The following is a 19,188-nucleotide window of genomic DNA, read 5'->3' on the forward strand; positions in this document are numbered from 1 at the left end:
GCGCGCCGGTCATTGGTAGTCTCGGCCAAGGGAGAGGAACCATGCAGATCACGCGCCACCCGCCGGTGAAGACCAGCCTCCAGCCATCGAACCACCCCTATCTGACGGGTGCGTGGACGCCGCTGCACGAGGAAGTGGACGTGGCCGAACTGCCGGTGATCGAAGGCGAAATCCCCGCTGACATCGACGGCATCTATCTGCGCAACACCGAAAATCAGGTGCATCAGCCGCTGGGCCGCCATCATCCCTTCGATGGCGATGCAATGATCCATCAGGTGAACATCACCGGCGGCAAGGCGAGCTACCGCAACCGGTTCGTGCGCACCCATTGTTTCGAGGCGGAGCAGATTGCGGGGCAATCGCTGTGGGGCGGGCTGATGGACCCGCTCGGCACCAGCAAGCGCCCCGGCTTCGGCGCGCATGGCGGGCTGAAGGATACCGGCTCGACCGACATCATCGTCCATGCCGGCACCGCCTATGCCACGCTGTATCAGTGCGGGGAGGCGTGGATGCTCGATCCCGTCACACTCGGTAGCCGGGGCAAGGCGCCGTGGGTGCCGCTCGACGGCATCTCGGCCCATCCCAAGGTGGACGAGGACACGGGCGAGCTGATGTTCTTCAACTATTCCAAATACGCGCCGTTCATGCATTACGGCGTGGTCGACCGGACGAGCAGCCTTGTGCACTACGTCCCTGTCCCTCTGCCCGGCCCGCGCCTGCCGCATGACATGGCGATCACGCAGAACTGGTCGATCCTCAATGATTTGCCGCTGTTCTGGGACGAGGACCTGCTGCGCCGCGATATTCACGCGGCGCGCATTCACGATGGTATTCCCACCCGCTTCGCGTTGATCCCGCGCCGCGGCCAGCCGCAGGATATCCGCTGGTTCGCGGCCGATCCCACCTACGTGCTGCACTGGACCAACGCCTATGAAGAGGGCGATGAGGTGATCCTCGAAGGCTATCATCAGGCCAAGCCCATGCCCGATCCGATTCCGGAAATGGGCCGCTACAGCCACATGATGGCCTATGTCGACGAACACAGCTTCCAGAGCCGCCTCCACCGCTGGCGGTTCAACCTGACAACCGGCGAGACCCGCGAGGAACGCCTGACCGACCGGATCGTCGAATTCGGGACGATCAACCCGCGATTTGCGATGCGCAAGAACCGCTATGTCTGGTCGACCACCACCCGCCCCGGCTGGTTCCTGTTCAACGGCTATGTTCGCCACGATACCGAGACGGGCGAGGAACAGGTCTACCGCCTGCCCCAAGGCGTCTATGCCAGCGAAAGCCCGATGATCCCGCGCAAGCGGGCGAGTTCGGAGGATGACGGCTATTTGGTCACTTTCCTGATCGACGAGAACACCGGCACCTCGCAATGCGCGATCCTCGACGCATCGGACATCGCCAAAGGTCCGATCTGCCGCCTCGCGCTGCCGCACAAGATCTGTTCGGGCACCCATTCGGCCTGGGTCGAGCATGACCAGCTGCGCGAGGACGCAGCCTTCCACGCCAGCCGCTTTGCCCCTGCCTGATCCGGAACCGTCATGAAACCGGTCGGTGCGCCTGCGCCGCTTGTCGCAGGCGCGCTTGTCGATTGAGGGCGGCGTTCCTAGTTTGTGCTCATTGCACTTTCGTTCCAGGGACCCCCAACATGACATTCCGCCTTGCGCTTGCCGCTTCGACCGCGCTGCTGCTCACCGCCGCGCCTGCCTTCTCCCAGACCGCCGCAGAACCTGCCGCCGTCACCGCCAAAGCCGCCGCGCAAGCGTCCGAGCATGACAAGCTGTTCGCGCTGTTCGCCGATGCCGACGCGCGCGAACTGGCGCTCAACCCGCTCGATCGCCTGTTCCGTGGCGACGACGAAGGCGTCGACCGGCTCGGCGATTTCCTCACCGATTCCGCCTTTCTCGCGGACCGCACCGACACCCGGCTGAACCTCGCCCTGCTCAACCAGATCGACCGGACGAAGCTTTCTCCCACCGACGCGCTTGCCTACGACGTGTTCGAATACACCCATCAGCAAGCGCTCGAAGGTTCGACCGACCGCATCCGCGCGCTGACCGAGGTGCGCCCGGTCAACCACTTTTCCGGCTTCCACACCTTCTATCCCCAGTTCGCCAGCGGCAATGGCGCCGCGCCGTTCGAAACGATCGGGCACTACGAGGACAACCTTGCGCGACACGATGATTACATCGCCTACACCGACCGTGCGATCGACAAGTTCCGCGAAGGCATGGAAACCGGTGTGGTCGAAACGAAGCTGACCATCGGCAATGTCATACAGCAACTCGATACGCAGTTGGCGATCCCGGTGGCGGAATCGCAGTTCATTGGGCCGGTCGAGACCTTCCCCGACAGCATTTCCGCTGCCGACAAGGCGCGGCTGACAGCCGCCTACGAAGCCAAGACCCGCGAAATTTACGCCGTACACGGACGGCTGCGCGATTTCCTGCGCGACGAATACATGGCCGCAGCGCGCGACAGCGTGGGGCTGAGCCAGATGAAGGGCGGCGCGGAACTTTACGCCCAGCTGATCGAAAGCACCACGACGCTGCCGCTGGATGCCGAGACGATCCACCAGCTCGGCCTGTCAGAAGTCGCGCGGATCAAGACCGAGCTGGAAACAATCAAGGCCGAGGTCGGCTTCGACGGTACGCTCAACGAATTCTTCGACTATGTCCGCACCGACCCCAAGTTTCAGGCGGAAAGCCGCGAGGCGCTGACCCAGTCCTATTACGACATCGGCAAACAGGTCGACGCGAAGATCGGCGATTATTTCTCGCTGCTGCCCAAGGCACCGCTCAAGATCGAGCCCTATGATCCCTCGATCGAACAATTCAGCGCGGGCGGTTCCTACCAGCCGGGCACGCCGGACGGATCGCGTCCGGGCACATTCTATTTCAACGCCTATGACCTGCCCAGCCGTCTGACCACCGGCAATGTGACGCTGTATCTGCACGAAGGCGCACCGGGGCACCATTTCCAGATCAGTCTGGCGCAGGAAAACGAAGCGCTGCCCGCATTCATGCGGTTCGGCGGCACCACCGCCTTTATCGAAGGCTGGGCGCTGTATGCCGAAACGCTGGGCGAGGAGATGGGCTTCTACACCGACCCGTGGAACCGTTACGGCACCTTGCAGGATGAACAATTGCGCGCGATGCGGCTGGCAGTCGATACCGGGCTGCACGCCAAGGGCTGGACCCGCGAGCAGGCGATCGACTTCATGCTGGAAAACTCCGGCATGACCCGCACCGAAGTGGTGGCGGAGGTGGAACGCTACATCGCCATTCCCAGTCAGGCGCTGGGCTACAAAATCGGCGCGCTCAAGATCCAGGAACTGCGCGAACGGGCCGAAACTTCGCTGGGCGACAGGTTCGACATCAAGGCGTTTCACGAACAGGTGCTCGATACCGGCGGGCTGCCGCTGGCGATCCTGGAACAGAAGATCGACCGCTGGATCGCCGACCGCATGGCAAGCTGACGGGGGTCGCGGGCGGGCGGCTTTCCTACCGCACTGTGTGACAGTAGGCTGCCCGCCATGTCTTTTCCCGCGACACCTCTCGATCCGATTTTCGGATTTCAGCAGCGCCGACCGAGGCTGCAAGACCGGTTACGGGGCGGCCGGATTTCTGTTCTTGGACAGTGTCTCATGTGTCTCCTACACGGCGCCCGGTGCGGAGGCGGCGGAGCCGTGCCTGCTCGACTCGTCGCATCCCCTGCCCCGGTTACCCGCTCCTTTGACAACACGGCTAACGCCGTTCATCAGACAGCAAGGTAAACCTGAACACCGGTCTGCGGGCAGATCGCCAACGAAGGGCCGACCCCCAAGGATCGCCGGCCCGAACCACAGGAGCAACCGCATCATGACCACCCCCGCCCGCGCCCCGCGTGCCTCCCTTACGCTTGCGCTGCTCGCCGCGCTCGCTTTGCCCGCAACCGGCGGCCTCGCCGCTCAGGACGTCGCCCGTGACGGCGAAGTGCTGACCACTGTTTACGGCAACCTGCCGACCATGACCGAAATGTCAGAAGGTCCGCGGATCGACGGCATCATCTCCGCGCGTCAGGGCCAGCGCCTGCAGATCACCTCCGACGACGGCACCAGCACCACCCTTACGCTGCACCCCGAAACCGAAATTCGCAGCCGCGGCGGCTTCCTCGGGATCGGCAACAAAACCTTCGATCAAAGCGCGCTGATCAACGGCCTGCCGGTGCGGGTGCGCACGCGCCAATATGGCGAAGGTCTGGTGGCGAGCGAAGTGCGCTTCACCAGCGATGACCGGGTGATTGCCGCAATGATCCGCGGCGGAACGGCGCAGCAATTCGCGCAGCAGGGCGCTGCCATCCAGCAGAACGCCGCCGCCACCGAAGCGCTGCGTGGGCGCCTCGGCGACATCGACAAGTACAACCTCAAGAGCACCACCAACGTCTATTTCGACACCGGCAAGGCGGTGATCTCGCCCAGCGCGAAGAACCAGCTGTGCGAGGCCGCGCAGGAAGCCAACGCCAACGAAAATTCGCTGATGCTGGTGCTGGGCTACACCGATTCGACCGGCTCGCCGGAAATCAACCAGCCGCTTTCGGAAAAGCGCGCTGCGGCGGTGGTCAATTACCTGCAGCAGGTGTGCAAGTGGAAGCCGTACCGGATGCTCACCCCCACCGGCATGGCGACTGCCGATCCGGCAGCCGACAACATGACCGAAGCGGGCCGCGCACAGAACCGCCGCGTGTCGGTCAACGTGCTGGTGAGCAAAGCGCTCGACGGGCAGTAATCGATGGCTTGGGGGCGGGCCTTGGCGGCCTGCCCCCACCCGCCCCAATTTGCCACGCCTATCCTCCGGCGTGGTAGAAATCGTAGATCTTGCGGGCCACCGCCGCACTGACCCCGGGGGCGCGTTGCAGGTCTTCCAGTGCGGCAGCGCGCACCTTGCTGGCGGTGCCGAAATGGAGCAGCAGCGCGCGCTTGCGGGCAGGGCCAATGCCGGGGATCTCGTCGAGCGGTGACGCGGTGATCGCCTTGGACCGCTTGGCCCGGTGCGCGCCGATGACATAGCGGTGCACCTCGTCGCGCAGGTTCTGCAGGTGGAACAACAGCGGCGAGTTGACGGGCAGCTGCTTCTCGCGCCCATCGGGGAAGTGGAACACCTCGCGGCCCTCGCGGCCGTGATGCGGCCCCTTGGCGATGCCGATGACGGCGACGTCATCCGCGATGCCGATCTCTTCCAGCACCCGCATGACGCTGGATAGCTGGCCCTTGCCGCCGTCGATCAGGATCAGGTCGGGCAGGATCGTGTCGTGCCCGCCGGGCTTGGCCTCGGGGTTCTCCTCGCCCTCGGCAAAGCTGCGGAACCGCCGGGACATCACCTCGCGCATCATCGCGAAGTCGTCATTTGCCTGCGCCTCGCGGATGTTGAACTTGCGGTATTGCCCCTTCTCGAAGCCGTCCGGCCCGGCCACCACCATCGCACCGACTGCCTTGGTGCCCTGGATGTGGCTGTTGTCATAGACCTCGATCCGCTGCGGCGGGGTGTCGAGCTCCAGAAACTCGGCGAGTTCGCGTCCCAGCCGCGCCTTGGTGCCGGTCTCGGCCTGCCGCCGCTCCAGCGCCTCGACAGCATTGCGCTGCGCCTGCGCCATCAGCTTGCGCCGGTCGCCGCGCTCGGGGATCGTGATGCGTACCTTGCGCCCGGCAAGCTCGCTCAACGCCGCTTCGATCAGCTCGCGTTCGGGCAAGTCGCGGTCGACCAGAATGATTGGCGGCGGCGGCACCTCCTCGTAGAACTGCAGCATCACGTCGGCGAGCACCTGCGCCTCCTCCACCTCGGCGGTGTGGCGCGGAAAGAACGCGCGGTGACCCCAGTTCTGGCCGCCGCGGATGAAGAACGCCTGCACGCCCATCACCCCGCTCTTGGCTGCCAGCGCGAACACGTCGGCATCGCCCAACCCTGCCGCATTGATCGCCTGCGACCCCTGGATGAAGGTCGCCGCGCGCAGCCGGTCGCGCAGGATCGCCGCACTCTCGAAATCGAGGTTCGCCGCCGCCTCTGCCATCTGCCGCTCCAGATCGGCCTGCACCGCGCCCGAACGCCCGGCGAGGAAGTCCTTCGCCTGCCGCACCAGCGCGTCGTAATCCGGTTCCGAGATGCGCCCCACGCATGGTGCCGAGCACCGCTTGATCTGATACAGCAGGCACGGCCGGTCGCGGTTGTTGAAGAAGCTGTCAGTGCAGGATCGCAGCAGAAACAGCTTCTGCAACGCGTTCAGGGTGGTGTTGACGCTCCCCGCACTCGCAAACGGGCCGTAGTAGTTACCCTTCGCCCGCCGCGCCCCACGATGCTTCTGGATGCGCGGAAAGGCGTGATCGGCGCGCAGCAGGATGAAGGGAAAACTCTTATCGTCGCGCAGCAGCACGTTGAACGGCGGGCGGAAGCGCTTGATCAGCTGCGCCTCCAGGAGCAGCGCCTCGGCCTCGGAATTGGTGGTGATGATCTCCATGGCTCGCGTCTGGCTGACCATGCGCTGCAAGCGGCCCGATAGCTGCGCGACCTGCGTGTAGTTCGCCACCCGCGCCTTCAGACTGCGCGCCTTGCCCACATACAGGACCTCGCCGCGCGCGTCGCACATCCGGTACACGCCGGGGACCGGCTTCAGCACCTTCACCATGTCGCGGATCGCCGCCACCCCGCCTTCCAGATCGGGCTGGGCGCTGGCGACGGTATAGGCGGCGCGCTCCTCGTTGAAACGCTCCGCGCCGCGCGGATCATTGGGGGTGCCTGCAGGGGTCCGGGACATACAACAAAGATAGGCGCTGGCGGGCCGAGATGGAAGCGGATGGCGGGGCCCTTCCCCCATCAGTTCGCAACAGTCCAGAACTTGGCCTTGTCACGAATACTTCACGAAAATCGTCGCGTTTCGACAATTAATCTATGATTTTACCAAGTATCACTGAATAACTATAATAAACGGGTTAGCTAATATTTAATTAATTGGAGGCTAACTATGTCCGATCACGAACACCACGGCATGAAGAATCTCAGCGGAACGTCCCCGTTCTGCAGCATGAACCAATTCCACAATCATCAGAACAGTCGCGAAGATCGCTTTGGCCGGTTGTTCACTGATCTCGCGCCCGCCTTTACCCGGCCCGACATTCTTCAAGCCATCGGCGCGCCGGATGGCCCGATGGACGGCAAGGGGGTGGCCAACCGCACCGCGACCGTTCCGGTGGGCATGGTGTTCTTCGGCCAGTTCGTCGATCATGACGTGACGCTCGATGCCTCGACGTCCTTCGGGCGCGTGGTCGACAATCCGGGCGAGGTGTCCAATGTGCGCACGCCGACGCTCGATCTCGACTGTGTGTACGGCCTCGGCCCCGAGGCGCAGCCTTACCTGTTCACGCAAGGCGGGCCGTTCGGCGGGGTCAAGCTGCTGACCGGCGCGGACAATCCCGGACAGGGCGGCATCCCTGAACACGATCTGCTGCGTTCGCCCAATGGCCGCGCGATCATCGGCGATCCGCGCAATGACGAGAACCGGATCATCAGCCAGATCCAGCTCGCCATAATCCGGTTCCACAACCTCGTTGCCCAGACGCTGCACGATGAAAGCGGCCTTACCGGCCACGCGCTTTACGAAGAGGCCCGGCGCGAAACGACCTGGCATTATCAATGGGCGCTGGTGCATGATTTCCTCGCCGCGATGTGCGGCAGGCCGCTGGTCGAGCGGATCCTCGGCTGCGGGCGGCAGGTCTATTGCGGGGGCGTGCCGTTCATCCCGATCGAATTCTCGGTTGCAGCCTATCGCTTCGGCCATTCGATGATCCCGATGAAGCTGCAGGTGCGGCAGGGCGGCGCGCGGTTCGAGCTGTTCGGATCGACGCTGGGTTCGGGCTTCGACCCGCTCGGCAATCCCGATGCGGTAGTGGATTGGCACGAACTGCTGTTCACGCCCCAGAACCGGCAGGTCGAACGCGCGCTCAAGCTCGATACCAAGCTGGCAGGCGATCTGCTGGCGCTGCCCTTCATCAGCCCGCCCGACGAGAACTCGCTGGCAACCCGCAACCTGCTTCGCGGTAACACCTTCCTGCTGCCCGGCGGCGAGAAGGTGGCGGCGGCGATCGGTTGCCCGCAGGCGCAGATCGACCGGGTGCTCGACAAGGTCGAGGACGTGAACGAGGATCTCGGCCGTGACGGCATCCCGCTGTGGCTCTATATCCTCGCCGAGGCCGAAGTGATCGGACGCGCCGAAGCCAATGGCGATACCTTGGCGGGTGAGGCGCTCGGCCCGGTGGGCGCGACGATCGTGGCCGAAACGCTGATCGGATTGCTCGAACTTGATGACCGTTCGTGGCTTGGAGCCAACCGCAACTGGTCGCCGCGGCCCGAGTGGGACAAGCTGGGGAAACTCGTGACCGCGGCGCAGCCGGCCCTGCCCTAGGGCCGGCCCGGGGCGGAGCCGTTCGGCCCCGACAGGCTCCGCCCCGACTTTTGCGCGCAGCGCCGCTTGCGTTGCGCAACCATGCGCCTAATCGCGCTGGTCACATGATCGAAACCGATGTCATCATCCTTGGCGCAGGCGCGGCCGGTCTGTTCGCCGCCGGACAGGCGGGCCAGCGCGGGCTGCGTGTCGCATTGCTGGAAAAGGCGGATACACCGGGCAAGAAAATCCTGATTTCCGGCGGCGGGCGCTGCAACTTTACCAATCTTGGCGCCGGGCCGGCTAACTTCCTCTCGGCCAACCCGCATTTCGCCAAGAGTGCGCTGGCGCGCTATACAGCGGCGGACTTCATCGCGCTGGTCGAGCGGCACGGCATTGCGTGGCACGAAAAGACGCTGGGGCAATTGTTCTGCGACGGTTCGGCCAAGCAGATCGTGGCGATGCTGCTGGACGAATGCCCGGCGGACCGCGTGACGCTGACCTGCGGCGTGGATATTGCGAGCGTGGCGCGCGCCGACGACGGCACGTTTACCGTTAGCGCCGATGATGGCCGGTCATGGCACGCGCCCGCGCTGGTGATCGCTACCGGCGGGCCATCGATCCCCAAGATGGGCGCGAGCGATTTTGCCTACCGGCTGGCGCGGCAGTTCGGGCTGAAGGTGGTCGAACCGCGCCCCGCGCTCGTGCCGCTGACGCTGGGGGGCGAGGACGCGCTGTTCCGCGAGCTATCGGGCGTTGCCGCGCCGGTGCTGGCGCGAGCCGGAGCGGGCAAGAGGAAAGCGGAGTTCGCCGAAGCCGCGCTGTTCACGCACAAGGGGCTGTCCGGCCCGGCGATCCTGCAAGTCTCCAGCTACTGGCGGCATGGCGAGGAGGTCGGCGTGACCTTTCTGCCTGAGGCCGCAACCGACTGGCTGCTGGCAGCCAAGCGCGACCGCCCGCGCACGCACCTCCGCACGCTGCTGCGCGAAGCCCTGCCCGCGCGGCTGGCCGATGCGCTGGCCGACCGGCTCGGGCTGGAGCGCGAACTGGGCAACGTGTCGGACAAGGATCTTCGCGCCGCGCAGGCACGTCTTGGCGACTGGCGGTTCGCCCCCAACGGCACAGAAGGCCTCGCCAAGGCCGAAGTCACCGCAGGCGGCATCGCCACGACAGAGCTTTCCAGCCGCACCATGGAGGCGGGCAAGGTGCCCGGCCTCTACGCCATCGGCGAGGCGGTGGATGTCACCGGCTGGCTGGGAGGGTACAACTTCCAGTGGGCCTGGGCGAGCGGCTACGCCTGCGCTGAAGCTTTGGCTGCTGCTCGCAGCTAGAACAACTTTCGCAGATCGACCCCCAGATACAGCCCGACCGGATCGATCACGAACGGCTGGTAGTTGATCGGGGTGTCACCGTTCGAATCCCGCACCCGGCGTTGCGCATCGAACAGGTTGTCGGCGCGCAGGCTGACCCGGAAGTCCTTCAGGAACCCTTCGTTCGGGCCGATCAGTTCGCCCATATTGGCAAAAACCCGCAGATTGAAGGTCACGATATCATCGAAGAACAGGTCGGTGCTGCCCGGCAAGCCCGAACCATCGAGCCGGGTTTCGCCGGTATAGATGCCCGAAAGACGGAAGCCCACGCCCTGCCCGAACAGACCTGCTTCCAACCCGCTGGAATGGCGCGGCAGGCCGAAGGCTCCGGTTGCCTGCCCGTCAAGCTGGTCGAGCGGGGCGATGCCAGCCGCGATCAGGATTTCGTTGTCGAGTTCGATCGAATGGGTCAGGTTCAGGAAATAGCGGAAGCCCTGCATGTTGCGCCCACCCAGCGGATTGAACGCAGGCCCGCCGCCGCCAGCAGGTGCGCCGCCGCCCGCCTCGCCCGCTGATTGCGGTGCGGCGGCACAGAAACGCTCCTTGAACTGGGCCAGCGCTTCCGGCGGGATATTCCCATCGGCATCGCGCGACCGGTCAATCGCCATTTTGAGGAACGCCGGGTCGATACCGGGAAGATCGGCCGAAACATCCTCGCCGCGCTCGATTTTGGCGACCAGTTCGGCCAACGCGGCGCCGCCGTCAGGTCCGCAGATACGCTCGCGCAATGCCGCAGCCGCCTGCGCCCGCGCGCCGTCAGGAGCGCCCGGCCCCGGAGCGCCCTCACCCCGCGCGCCGCCGCCCAGCATCGCCGGATCGATGTCGCAAATGCGTGAGCGGAACTGCGCCAGCCGGGCCGGATCGATGGTGCCATCCTCCCCGCGCAACCGCGCCAGCATCGGTGCGAGCCGCGCCGGATCAATGCCGGGGAATTCGGCCGAGATATCCGCGCCGCTGTCGATTGCGGCGGCCAGTTTCTGGAGGAAGTCGAGCCCGTCATCGGCGCATAGCCGTTCGCGGAATGCCATGAACTGTTCGCGCTGCTGCGGTGTGGGTGCCGCACCGCCGCCGAACCGTGCGCCGCCGCCATTGGCCCTTGCCCCTTCCCCTGCCGGAGCCGCGCCCGTTGTCGGAGCCGGAGCCGGAGCCGGAGCCGGTTGTGCAGCGTCCCTTGCCGGAGCGCCTCCGCCACCGCGCCCGCCGCGCCCGCCGCCATCACGCCCGCCCTCAGGCGCGCCAATGCTGCCGCTGGTCGAGAAGATGAACTGCACTCGGTTCGCCCGCGTCTCGGCAAAGCTGACCGAACGCCGATCGACCGCAATCAGACGCCCGTCAGCATCGCGCGTCACGCGGCCCGGAAAAGCCGCTTCGATCTCGGGCGTGATCTGCGGAAATCCGCTCACCACATTGTCCGACCGGTTGCGGATATATTCCACGGTCAGCCGGGTGTTGTCCCAGAACGGCAGCGACCAGTTGGCGGCGAATTTCCAGTCGCGCTGGGTTTCCGCCGGAAGATCGGGATTGCCGCCAGTCGTAACGTCGGCCAGCACCGTCTCGCCGCGGCTGAAATCGAACACTGGCACGTTGAAATTGGTGATTATCGGATTGCCCAGCGCGCCCAGTCCCGGCGCTGCCTCGCGCCAGATATAGGTCGCCGACAGATCAAGATTGTCGAACGGCGACCAGTTCAGCCCCGCGTTCCAATCGCCCAGCACACCGAAATCGGACAGGTCCTGAACGCCTGCCTGCAGATTGAGCGTGAAAGTGCCGAGCGCATCGGCCACGCCTGCCCGGCTGCTGGTAAGCGGCACCACCACATTGGCCCCGGTCGCAAGTTGCCGGCGGGTCAGCGTCGCTCCGGTCAAGCTGCGGGTGTCGCTGCTTTCGATCTGCTGCCAGTCCAGACCCAGATTGAAGGTCGCCAGCACCTCTCCTGCGGGAAGCTGGCCGAGCGGCCCTTCCAGCGTGGTTTGCGATTCTCCGTTGATCGTCCGGCTGCGCGCCACTTCGAACCCGGCTTCGGCATCGGTCGGCAGCGGCCCGTCCGGCGCAAGCGACCCGGCGAGAGCTGCGTCGACCAGCGACTGCGTGTCGAAGCGGCGGTCGATCTCCGTCTCGGTCTCGTTGAGCGTGGCATCGAAGGTGCTCGTCAGGCGAAACGCATTGACCGGCCGCGTCAACGACCCCGCTGCCGACAGCGCATCGGTGGAAGATCGCCGGGCCAGCGGTGATTCGGCACCGAAGGTGCGCACGATCCCCGGGACAGCAGCATCATCGGTCAGCACCACGGTGTTGAGACCGTCGAGGCTGCGACTTTCGCTGCGCGCGTAATTGAGATTGGCACTGAGCGATGTGCCGCTGTCAATCAGCGCCTTGGCCCATGACAGGTTGCCTTCGAACCCGAAGGTATCGGCCCTGAGGCTGCGGAACGGCGCCTGCGCCGGATCGCCCGGCACCTGACTGACGGAGCCGGGGGTCTGGATGATATCGCGCTCATCCTCGGTCAGCAGCGAGGAATCCGACAGTTCGAAATCGATATTGAACCGTCCGCCATCGGCGATCCTGAGATAGCCGAGATCCTGTTCGGTGCGGACGAACCCGCCGCGCGACGGCGCCTCGAATTCCAGTTCGACTTCGCGGTTGGAATAATTTTCCTTGAGGATCAGGTTGATGACTCGGCGATCGGGCGGAAAACCGAACCGCTGTGCGACTTCTTCTGGGAACACTTCGACCCGGGCGAGCGCCTCGGGCGGGTAGGACGCGAATTCGCGAAAGCTGCCGATGCGGATGCCATTCACCAGAATCACCGGCCGTCCGCCGCCGCGTCCGCGTGCAGAGCCGGTCTGCGCGCTGATCTGGGCGATAAGGTCGGTGATCGAGGTTACGCCTTCGGCCGCGATCGCTTCTTCGTCGAGCTGCAGCAGCGGCGCCTGATCGACCAGCAGCTGCCCGCGAATGCGCCTGCCACTGACGACAATCTCTCCGCCGGAAACCGCCGTGCCGCTGGCAGTTTCGGGATCATCCTCCCCTGCAGACTGCGGCACCTGCGCGGATTGCGGCTGGGCTGCCATGCCTGCTTCGGCGGAAACTGGCGTCGCCGCAGCAAGGCTGGCAGCACAAGTGCCAGCGCGCAGCAAGGCGCGGGAAAGCGGAGAGAGGTTCATTTTGTCCCTTCAGGTCACAATCATCCGGCGGGGCGGCCTGTTGTCTTCCCCGCCGTTCCCGAGATAAGGCACGTGCCCCAGACGAGATGCGTTGGCATGGCCAAACTTCGGCCATTGCGGCGCTTAAAGCTCGAGCCTTCCCTTTTGGTTCCCGCATCGCTAAAGCGCGCTAGCTTTTCGACAGGCGTCATTGGCGCCGCATTATTTATCAAAGGAAATTCATGGCCAAGGAAGAACTCCTCGAAATGCGCGGGCGCGTGGTTGAGTTGCTGCCCAATGCGATGTTCCGGGTTGAGCTTGAAAACGGCCACGAAGTGCTTGGCCACACTGCGGGCAAGATGCGCAAGAATCGCATCCGCGTGCTGGTGGGCGATGAAGTGCTGTGCGAGCTGACCCCGTATGACCTCACCAAGGCGCGCATCACCTATCGCTTCATGCCGGGTCGCGGCGGCCCCGGCCCGCAGTAAATGCGGGCGGCCCTGATGGGCGCGCCTCATCTCACGCTGGCTTCGGCCTCGCCCCGGCGGCACGAATTGCTCGCGCGGCTGGGCCTTGCGCCCAATGCGGTGACCCCCGCCGATATCGACGAAACCCCGCAGCGGGATGAACTGCCCCGCGCCTACGCCCTGCGCATGGGGCGCGAAAAGGCGTGCGCGGTCGATGCCCCCGGCTTTGTACTGGCGGGCGATACGGTGGTGGCAGTGGGACGGCGCATCCTGCCCAAGACCGAAACCGAAGCCAATGCGCGCGCCTGCCTCGAACTGATTAGCGGACGGCGGCATCAGGTGCTGTCCAGCGTGGTGCTGCGCGCGCCTGATGGCACCTTGCGCGAACGGCTGAATGAAACCGTGGTGCGCTTCAAGCGCCTGTCGAACGAGGAGATCGCCGCTTATCTCGCTGGCGGGGATTGGCGGGGAAAGGCGGGCGGCTATGCCATTCAGGGCGCGGCTGAAGGGCTGATCGAATGGATCAGGGGCAGCCATTCGGGCGTGACGGGGCTGCCACTGTATGAAACGCGCACGTTGCTCAAGGCCGCAGGCTTTGCCCTTGGCTGAGTGGCTGATCGAGGACGGCATCGGCGAAACCCGTGCGCTGCTGATCGACCGCGAACAGGTGCTGGCGGCGCGGGTGTTCTGGCCGGGAGAATTGCGCGCCGGACAGGCGCTGCGCGGCAAGCTTGTCACCAAACTGAAGGGCACCCGGCGCGGGGTCGCGCTGTTGGATGGCGGGGCGGAAGCGCTGGTCGATCACCTGCCGCCGAACGTGACCGAAGGACAAGTCCTCGATCTGGTCGTCACCCGCGCACCGCTGGCCGAGCGCGGACGGCTGAAGCGCGCGCAGGCGCGGGTTGCCGGGGCGGAAAGCTCCGCCACGCACAATAATTTTCCGGAAGGGCGCACCGTGCGCCGCTTTCCCGCAGGCTTGTGGGAGGAGGTGTGGCACGCGGCCTCTGCGGCCAGCCTCGACTTTCCCGGCGGCGAGGTGCTTGTCAGCGTCACCCCCGCCATGACCGTGATCGACATCGACGGTGTCGGCTCCCCGCGTGAGGTGGCGCTGGCCGCCGTGCCTGCCATCGCCCGCGCGCTGGCGTGGTTCGCGATCGGGGGGAACATCGGGATCGATTTCCCTACCCTCGCTGACAAGTCAGATCGCCGTGCGGTGGACGAGGCGCTGGAGGCGGCGCTGGCGGGTTGGCCGCACGAACGCACTGCGATGAACGGATTCGGCTTCGTGCAACTGGTCGCCCGGCTGGAAGGCCCCTCGCTATTGCACCGATTCGCCGCCGCACGGCTCGGCGCGGCAGGCCGTGTGGCGCTGCGCCGCGCGGAACTGGCGGCGGATGATGGCGCAGGGCGCACGTTGCTGCTGACGGTGCATCCCGCGCTGAAGGCCAAATTGAAAGAACCGTGGCTGGCAGAGCTTGCCCTCCGTACCGGGCGCGAGGTGCGGATCGACACCGACCCGGGCCTTGCCATCGAAGCCGCCCATGCCCAATTGTCAGCCGCATGAGCACGTCAGCCAACAAGCCCTGCCCGATCTGCCGAAAGACGCGGCATCCCGATCATCACCCCTTCTGCTCGCAGCGTTGCAAGGACCGCGATCTGGCGCGCTGGTTCTCCGATTCCTACGCCGTCCCCGGTCCGCCTGCCGATCCTGACGAACAGGCGCAGGGCAACTGGGGCGAGCAGGATTGATGCGCTGCGCGCAATAATCCTGCCTTCGGCGTGTCAAACCCTCTTGCCAACCCCGCCCGCCTTCGCCATAGGCGCGCTCTCATTTGCTCGCCGGGGTGACCACATGGTCGCAATCCGTCGCTCGCAGCGAATGCCCGAGTAGCTCAGGGGTAGAGCAGCGGATTGAAAATCCGCGTGTCGGTGGTTCAAATCCGCCCTCGGGCACCATTCGCTGAAAAGGGCCAATCGCCCAGAGGGAAAGTGTCGATGTCCCGCCGCACCAAGATCTACGAAGGCAAGGCCAAGATCCTTTACGAAGGACCCGAGCCGGGTACGCTGATCCAGTACTTCAAGGATGATGCGACCGCCTTCAATGCCGAAAAGAAGGGCACGATCAACGGCAAGGGCGTGATCAACAACCGTATTTCCGAGCACGTGTTCACGCGGCTCGGGCATATCGGCATCCCCACCCACTTCATCCGCCGCCTCAACATGCGCGAGCAGCTGATCCGGCAGGTCGAGATCATCCCTTTGGAAGTGGTGCTGCGCAACGTTGCGGCAGGGTCGCTGTCCAAGCGCCTCGGGATCGAGGAGGGTGAGCCGCTGCCCCACACCCTGATCGAATATTACTACAAGGACGATGCGCTGGGCGATCCGCTGGTCGCCGAGGAACACATCGCCTGCTTCAACTGGTGCAGCAACGAGGAGATGCACGACATTTCCTCGATGGCGATCCGTATCAACGATTTCCTGTGCGGAATGTTTGCCGCGATCGACATCCGGCTGGTCGATTTCAAGCTCGAATTCGGGCGGCTTTACGATGGCGATTACAGCCGCGTGATCCTGGCCGACGAGATCAGCCCGGACGGCTGCCGGTTGTGGGACATGGCCACGGGCGAAAAACTCGACAAGGACCGGTTCCGCCGCGATCTGGGCGGCGAAGAAGAGGCTTACCGCGAAGTGGCGCGCCGGCTCGGCCTGCTCAATGGCGAGGACAACGGGCCGGGAGAGGTGTTCGACCTGTCGCACGCGCGCAGCCGCCTTCGCGGCCCACCTCCCTTGAAGAAATAGCGCCGCCGATTACCTAGGCATCGTGGGGGCTGACAAGCGGCGGGTTTGCTATACTCTTGGGCATTCCGACGCGATTGCCACAGGTGCCTTGCCGCTCATGATCCTGAATGCCCGTAATATTGCCGCCAGCCTGTTGCTGGCGCTGTCTCCGATTGCGCTGACCACCGCGCTGGCCGCGCAGGACACGCCCGTGGCCGAAACCGCTGCCGAAGCGCCTGCTGCGATCTGGGCTTTCGAACAAAGTGATGTTCCGGTCGATCCCGGCTATACCTTCGGCCGGCTCGATAACGGAATGCGCTACATCATCCGCCGCAATGCGACGCCCGAAGGGACGGCGCTGGTGCGGATGCGGATTGATTCGGGCGCGCTTGAGGAAGCCGACAGCGAGCGCGGGCTATCCCACTATCTCGAACACATGGCCTTCAACGGCTCTACAGGCATTCCCGAAGGCGAGATGATCAAGCTGCTCGAACGCGAGGGGCTGGCGTTCGGCGCGGACACCAACGCATCGACCGGGTTCGACAGCATCACCTACATGCTCAACCTGCCGCGCAACGAGCCTGCCTTGCTGGATACCGCGCTGATGCTGATGCGCGAAACGGCGAGCGAACTGACCATTGCCGAGGATGCCGTGTCGCGTGAACGCGGCGTGATCCTTTCCGAACGGCGCGACCGGGCAGGCTTCCAATTGCGCAATTACGAGGACAACGCCGCCTTCCTCGCCCCCGGCGCGCGCTATACCGAACGTCTGCCGATCGGCACGCTGGAGGTGCTGGAAAGCGCCAGCGCGGCGCAGATTCGCGCGCTTTACGAACGTACCTACACGCCCGCCAACACGGTGCTGGTGGTGGTCGGCGATTATTCCGTGGAGGCAGTGGAAGCCGCAATCCGCGCACGCTTTGCCGACTGGACGCCAGCCCCTGCCCCGGCAGAACCGGAAGCGGGACCGATCGACATCACGCGCAAGGGACTGACCGACATTCACGTCGATCCGGCCCTGTCCGAAAGCGTCACCATCAGCCGCCTCGCCCCGTGGCAGGATTGGCCTGACACCATCGCCAACCGCCGCGAGGACCGACTTCGCGGGATCGGCTATGCGATCATCAACCGGCGTCTGGCGCGGCTGGCACGCAGCGAAGACGCGCCGTTCCGCGGCGCGCGATATGGTTCAGGCAACCTGTTCGAGGATGCGCGCCTCACCAGCCTTTCGGTCAGCAGCGCCGACGGAGAATGGAACAAGGGCGTGCTCGCCGCGACCCGCGAGGTGAACCAGGCGCTGACCTACGGCTTTACGCAGGCTGAGGTGGACGAACAGCTTGCCAATATACGGACCGGACTGGAAAACGCGGTCAAGGGCGCGGAAACGCGCGGCCATAACGTTTTCATGGGGGCAGCGCTCAACCTCGTGGATGACGAGCGCGTGCCGACGACACCCGATTGGCAGCTGGCGGAATTCGAACAGATCGCACCCGAACTGACCCCTGCGGCGATCTGGCAGGCACTGCTGGCCGACGCCGCGCCGCTGGAAGAACCGCTGATCCGCTTCACCGGCCGCACCGCGCCCGACGGCGGCGAGGCGGATTTGCGCGCGGCATTTACGCAAGGCATGGCGCTGCCGATCGCCCCGCCCGAGGACAACGGCCCGCTGGCCTTTGCCTATGACGATTTCGGCACGCCGGGCAGCATCGTCTCGGATACCACCGAGCCCCGGCTCGGCCTGCGGATGATCCGCTTCGACAACGGCGTGCGGCTGACCCTCAAGCAGACCGATATCCGCGAGGACCGCATCGCCTTTTCGCTGGCGGTCGACGGGGGCGACCTGATGAACACCCCTGACGACCCGCTGCGGGTCGCGCTAACGGACTCGCTCGCGCTGGGCGGGCTTGGGCGGCACAGTCAGGACGATCTGTCGAGCGTGCTGGCCGGGCGCAGCGTTGGCTTCGGCCTCTCCAGCGCAACCGATGCCTTCGCCACCTCGGGCAACACCACGAAGCGCGATCTGGCGCTGCAGATGCAGGTGCTGGCCGCGCTGCTCACCGATCCGGGCTACCGCCGGGAAGGCGAGGAGCGGTTCCGCAAGGGGATCGACAACTACTTCGAAACACTGGATGCGACGCCGGGCCGCGCGCTCGGTACGGCAATCGGCGGGATCCTGTCGGATGATGACCCGCGCTTTACGCTCCAACCGAAGGAGGCCTTCCTGGCGCTGGACTACGCAGGTCTGCGCGCAGCCATCGGCGATCGGCTGGCGAGCGGCGCGATCGAACTGGCACTGGCCGGCGATTTCGACGAGGACGAGGCCATCGCCGCCGTTGCCGCAACGCTTGGCGCATTGCCTGCGCGTGAGGCCGAATTTGTGCCGCGTGAGGATGCCCGAACCCGCAGTTTCACCGCCCGGCGCGGCCAGTACACATTGACCCACAAGGGCGAGGCCGATCAGGCGCTGCTGCAATGGGTATGGCCGACCACCGACGACAGCGATCAGGCCGAAACGCTGCGGCTTGGCCTGCTTGCGCGGGTGGTGCGGCTGGCGCTGACGGAGAAGCTGCGCGAGGAATTGGGGCAGGCCTATTCGCCCTCGGCCGGTGCATCAAGCAGCCGCCATTACCGCGATTATGGCACGTTCAGCCTCGCGGTGTCTGTCGATGTGGCGCAGGTGGAGGCGACCCGCCAGGCGGTCGAGGAAATGCTCGCCGGATTGCGCAATACGCCGCCCAGCGCGGACGTGATCGAGCGTGCGCGCCGCCCGCTGCTGGAGGGATACGACAATGCGCTGAAGGATCTGGGCGGGTGGATCAACCTTGCCGCCCGGGCGCAGAGCGAGCCTGAGCGAATTGACCGGTGGTTCGCCGCTCCCGACATGATCCGTGCGATGACACCAGAAGACCTGCAAGACACTGCCAAGCGCTGGCTGGAACAGGGCGCGGCGGTCGAGATTGCAGTGGTCCCCTCTGAAACGGCAGCGGAATAGGCCGTCCAGGCAACAAAAAA

General features: G+C 65.2%; 13 protein-coding genes and 1 tRNA gene. 12 read left to right on the plus strand and 2 right to left on the minus strand.

Translation table 11 applies throughout. The features are described from left to right. Positions 1–41: 41 nt before the first annotated feature. From J3454_RS04250 to J3454_RS04260, 3 genes are all read left to right on the plus strand, one after another. Positions 42–1,538 carry a carotenoid oxygenase family protein gene (locus tag J3454_RS04250; protein ID WP_349512503.1) on the plus strand — a complete coding sequence of 499 codons (1,497 nt, stop codon included), beginning with the start codon at positions 42–44 and terminating at the stop codon, positions 1,536–1,538. A gap of 119 nt (positions 1,539–1,657) precedes the next feature. After that, entirely contained in the window at positions 1,658–3,487 is a 1,830-nt protein-coding gene (locus tag J3454_RS04255) for a DUF885 domain-containing protein (RefSeq protein ID WP_349512504.1), read from the plus strand. Between the two features lie 382 nt (positions 3,488–3,869). Further along, entirely contained in the window at positions 3,870–4,775 is a 906-nt protein-coding gene (locus tag J3454_RS04260) for an OmpA family protein (protein WP_349512505.1), read from the plus strand. Between the two features lie 58 nt (positions 4,776–4,833). Here the strand turns inward: J3454_RS04260 and uvrC are convergent, their stop codons facing one another. Then, positions 4,834–6,795 carry an excinuclease ABC subunit UvrC gene (uvrC, locus tag J3454_RS04265; protein WP_349512506.1) on the minus strand — a complete coding sequence of 654 codons (1,962 nt, stop codon included), beginning with the start codon at positions 6,793–6,795 and terminating at the stop codon, positions 4,834–4,836. Positions 6,796–7,002: 207 nt separating this feature from the next. Between uvrC and J3454_RS04270 the strand changes: the two genes are divergently transcribed. Further along, positions 7,003–8,439, plus strand: coding sequence for a peroxidase family protein (locus J3454_RS04270; protein ID WP_349512507.1), 1,437 nt, complete (start codon positions 7,003–7,005; stop codon positions 8,437–8,439). A 104-nt stretch (positions 8,440–8,543) separates the two neighbouring features. Continuing rightward, positions 8,544–9,749, plus strand: coding sequence for a BaiN/RdsA family NAD(P)/FAD-dependent oxidoreductase (locus J3454_RS04275; protein WP_349512508.1), 1,206 nt, complete (start codon positions 8,544–8,546; stop codon positions 9,747–9,749). On the opposite strand, the gene J3454_RS04280 is transcribed toward J3454_RS04275, so the two are convergent. Continuing rightward, a complete protein-coding gene (locus J3454_RS04280; protein ID WP_349512509.1) occupies positions 9,746–12,952 on the minus strand; it encodes a TonB-dependent receptor in 3,207 nt (1,068 codons plus the stop codon). The two genes, J3454_RS04275 and J3454_RS04280, sit on opposite strands and share 4 nt — an antisense overlap. A 221-nt stretch (positions 12,953–13,173) precedes the next feature. On the opposite strand from J3454_RS04280, the gene infA reads away from it, so the two are divergent. From infA to J3454_RS04315, 7 genes are all read left to right on the plus strand, one after another. Continuing rightward, positions 13,174–13,419: a translation initiation factor IF-1 gene (gene infA, locus J3454_RS04285; protein WP_007163491.1), complete on the plus strand. Its 246-nt coding sequence runs from the start codon at positions 13,174–13,176 to the stop codon at positions 13,417–13,419. Positions 13,420–13,434: 15 nt separating this feature from the next. Further along, entirely contained in the window at positions 13,435–14,007 is a 573-nt protein-coding gene (locus J3454_RS04290; RefSeq protein ID WP_349512510.1) for a Maf family protein, read from the plus strand. Beyond that, a complete protein-coding gene (locus J3454_RS04295) occupies positions 14,000–14,962 on the plus strand; it encodes an Rne/Rng family ribonuclease (RefSeq protein WP_349512511.1) in 963 nt (320 codons plus the stop codon). The genes J3454_RS04290 and J3454_RS04295 overlap by 8 nt, the downstream gene beginning before the upstream one ends. Further along, a complete protein-coding gene (locus J3454_RS04300) occupies positions 14,959–15,147 on the plus strand; it encodes a DNA gyrase inhibitor YacG (protein WP_349512512.1) in 189 nt (62 codons plus the stop codon). The genes J3454_RS04295 and J3454_RS04300 overlap by 4 nt, the downstream gene beginning before the upstream one ends. Before the next feature lie 132 nt (positions 15,148–15,279). After that, positions 15,280–15,354 (plus strand) — tRNA-Phe (locus J3454_RS04305). 39 nt (positions 15,355–15,393) lie between these two features. After that, a complete protein-coding gene (purC, locus tag J3454_RS04310; RefSeq protein WP_349512513.1) occupies positions 15,394–16,197 on the plus strand; it encodes a phosphoribosylaminoimidazolesuccinocarboxamide synthase in 804 nt (267 codons plus the stop codon). 97 nt (positions 16,198–16,294) lie between these two features. Next, a complete protein-coding gene (locus J3454_RS04315) occupies positions 16,295–19,168 on the plus strand; it encodes a M16 family metallopeptidase (RefSeq protein WP_349512514.1) in 2,874 nt (957 codons plus the stop codon). The last annotated feature ends 20 nt before the right edge of the window (positions 19,169–19,188 follow it).

This window comes from Erythrobacter sp. NFXS35 (assembly GCF_040148725.1).
GTDB lineage: Bacteria > Pseudomonadota > Alphaproteobacteria > Sphingomonadales > Sphingomonadaceae > Erythrobacter.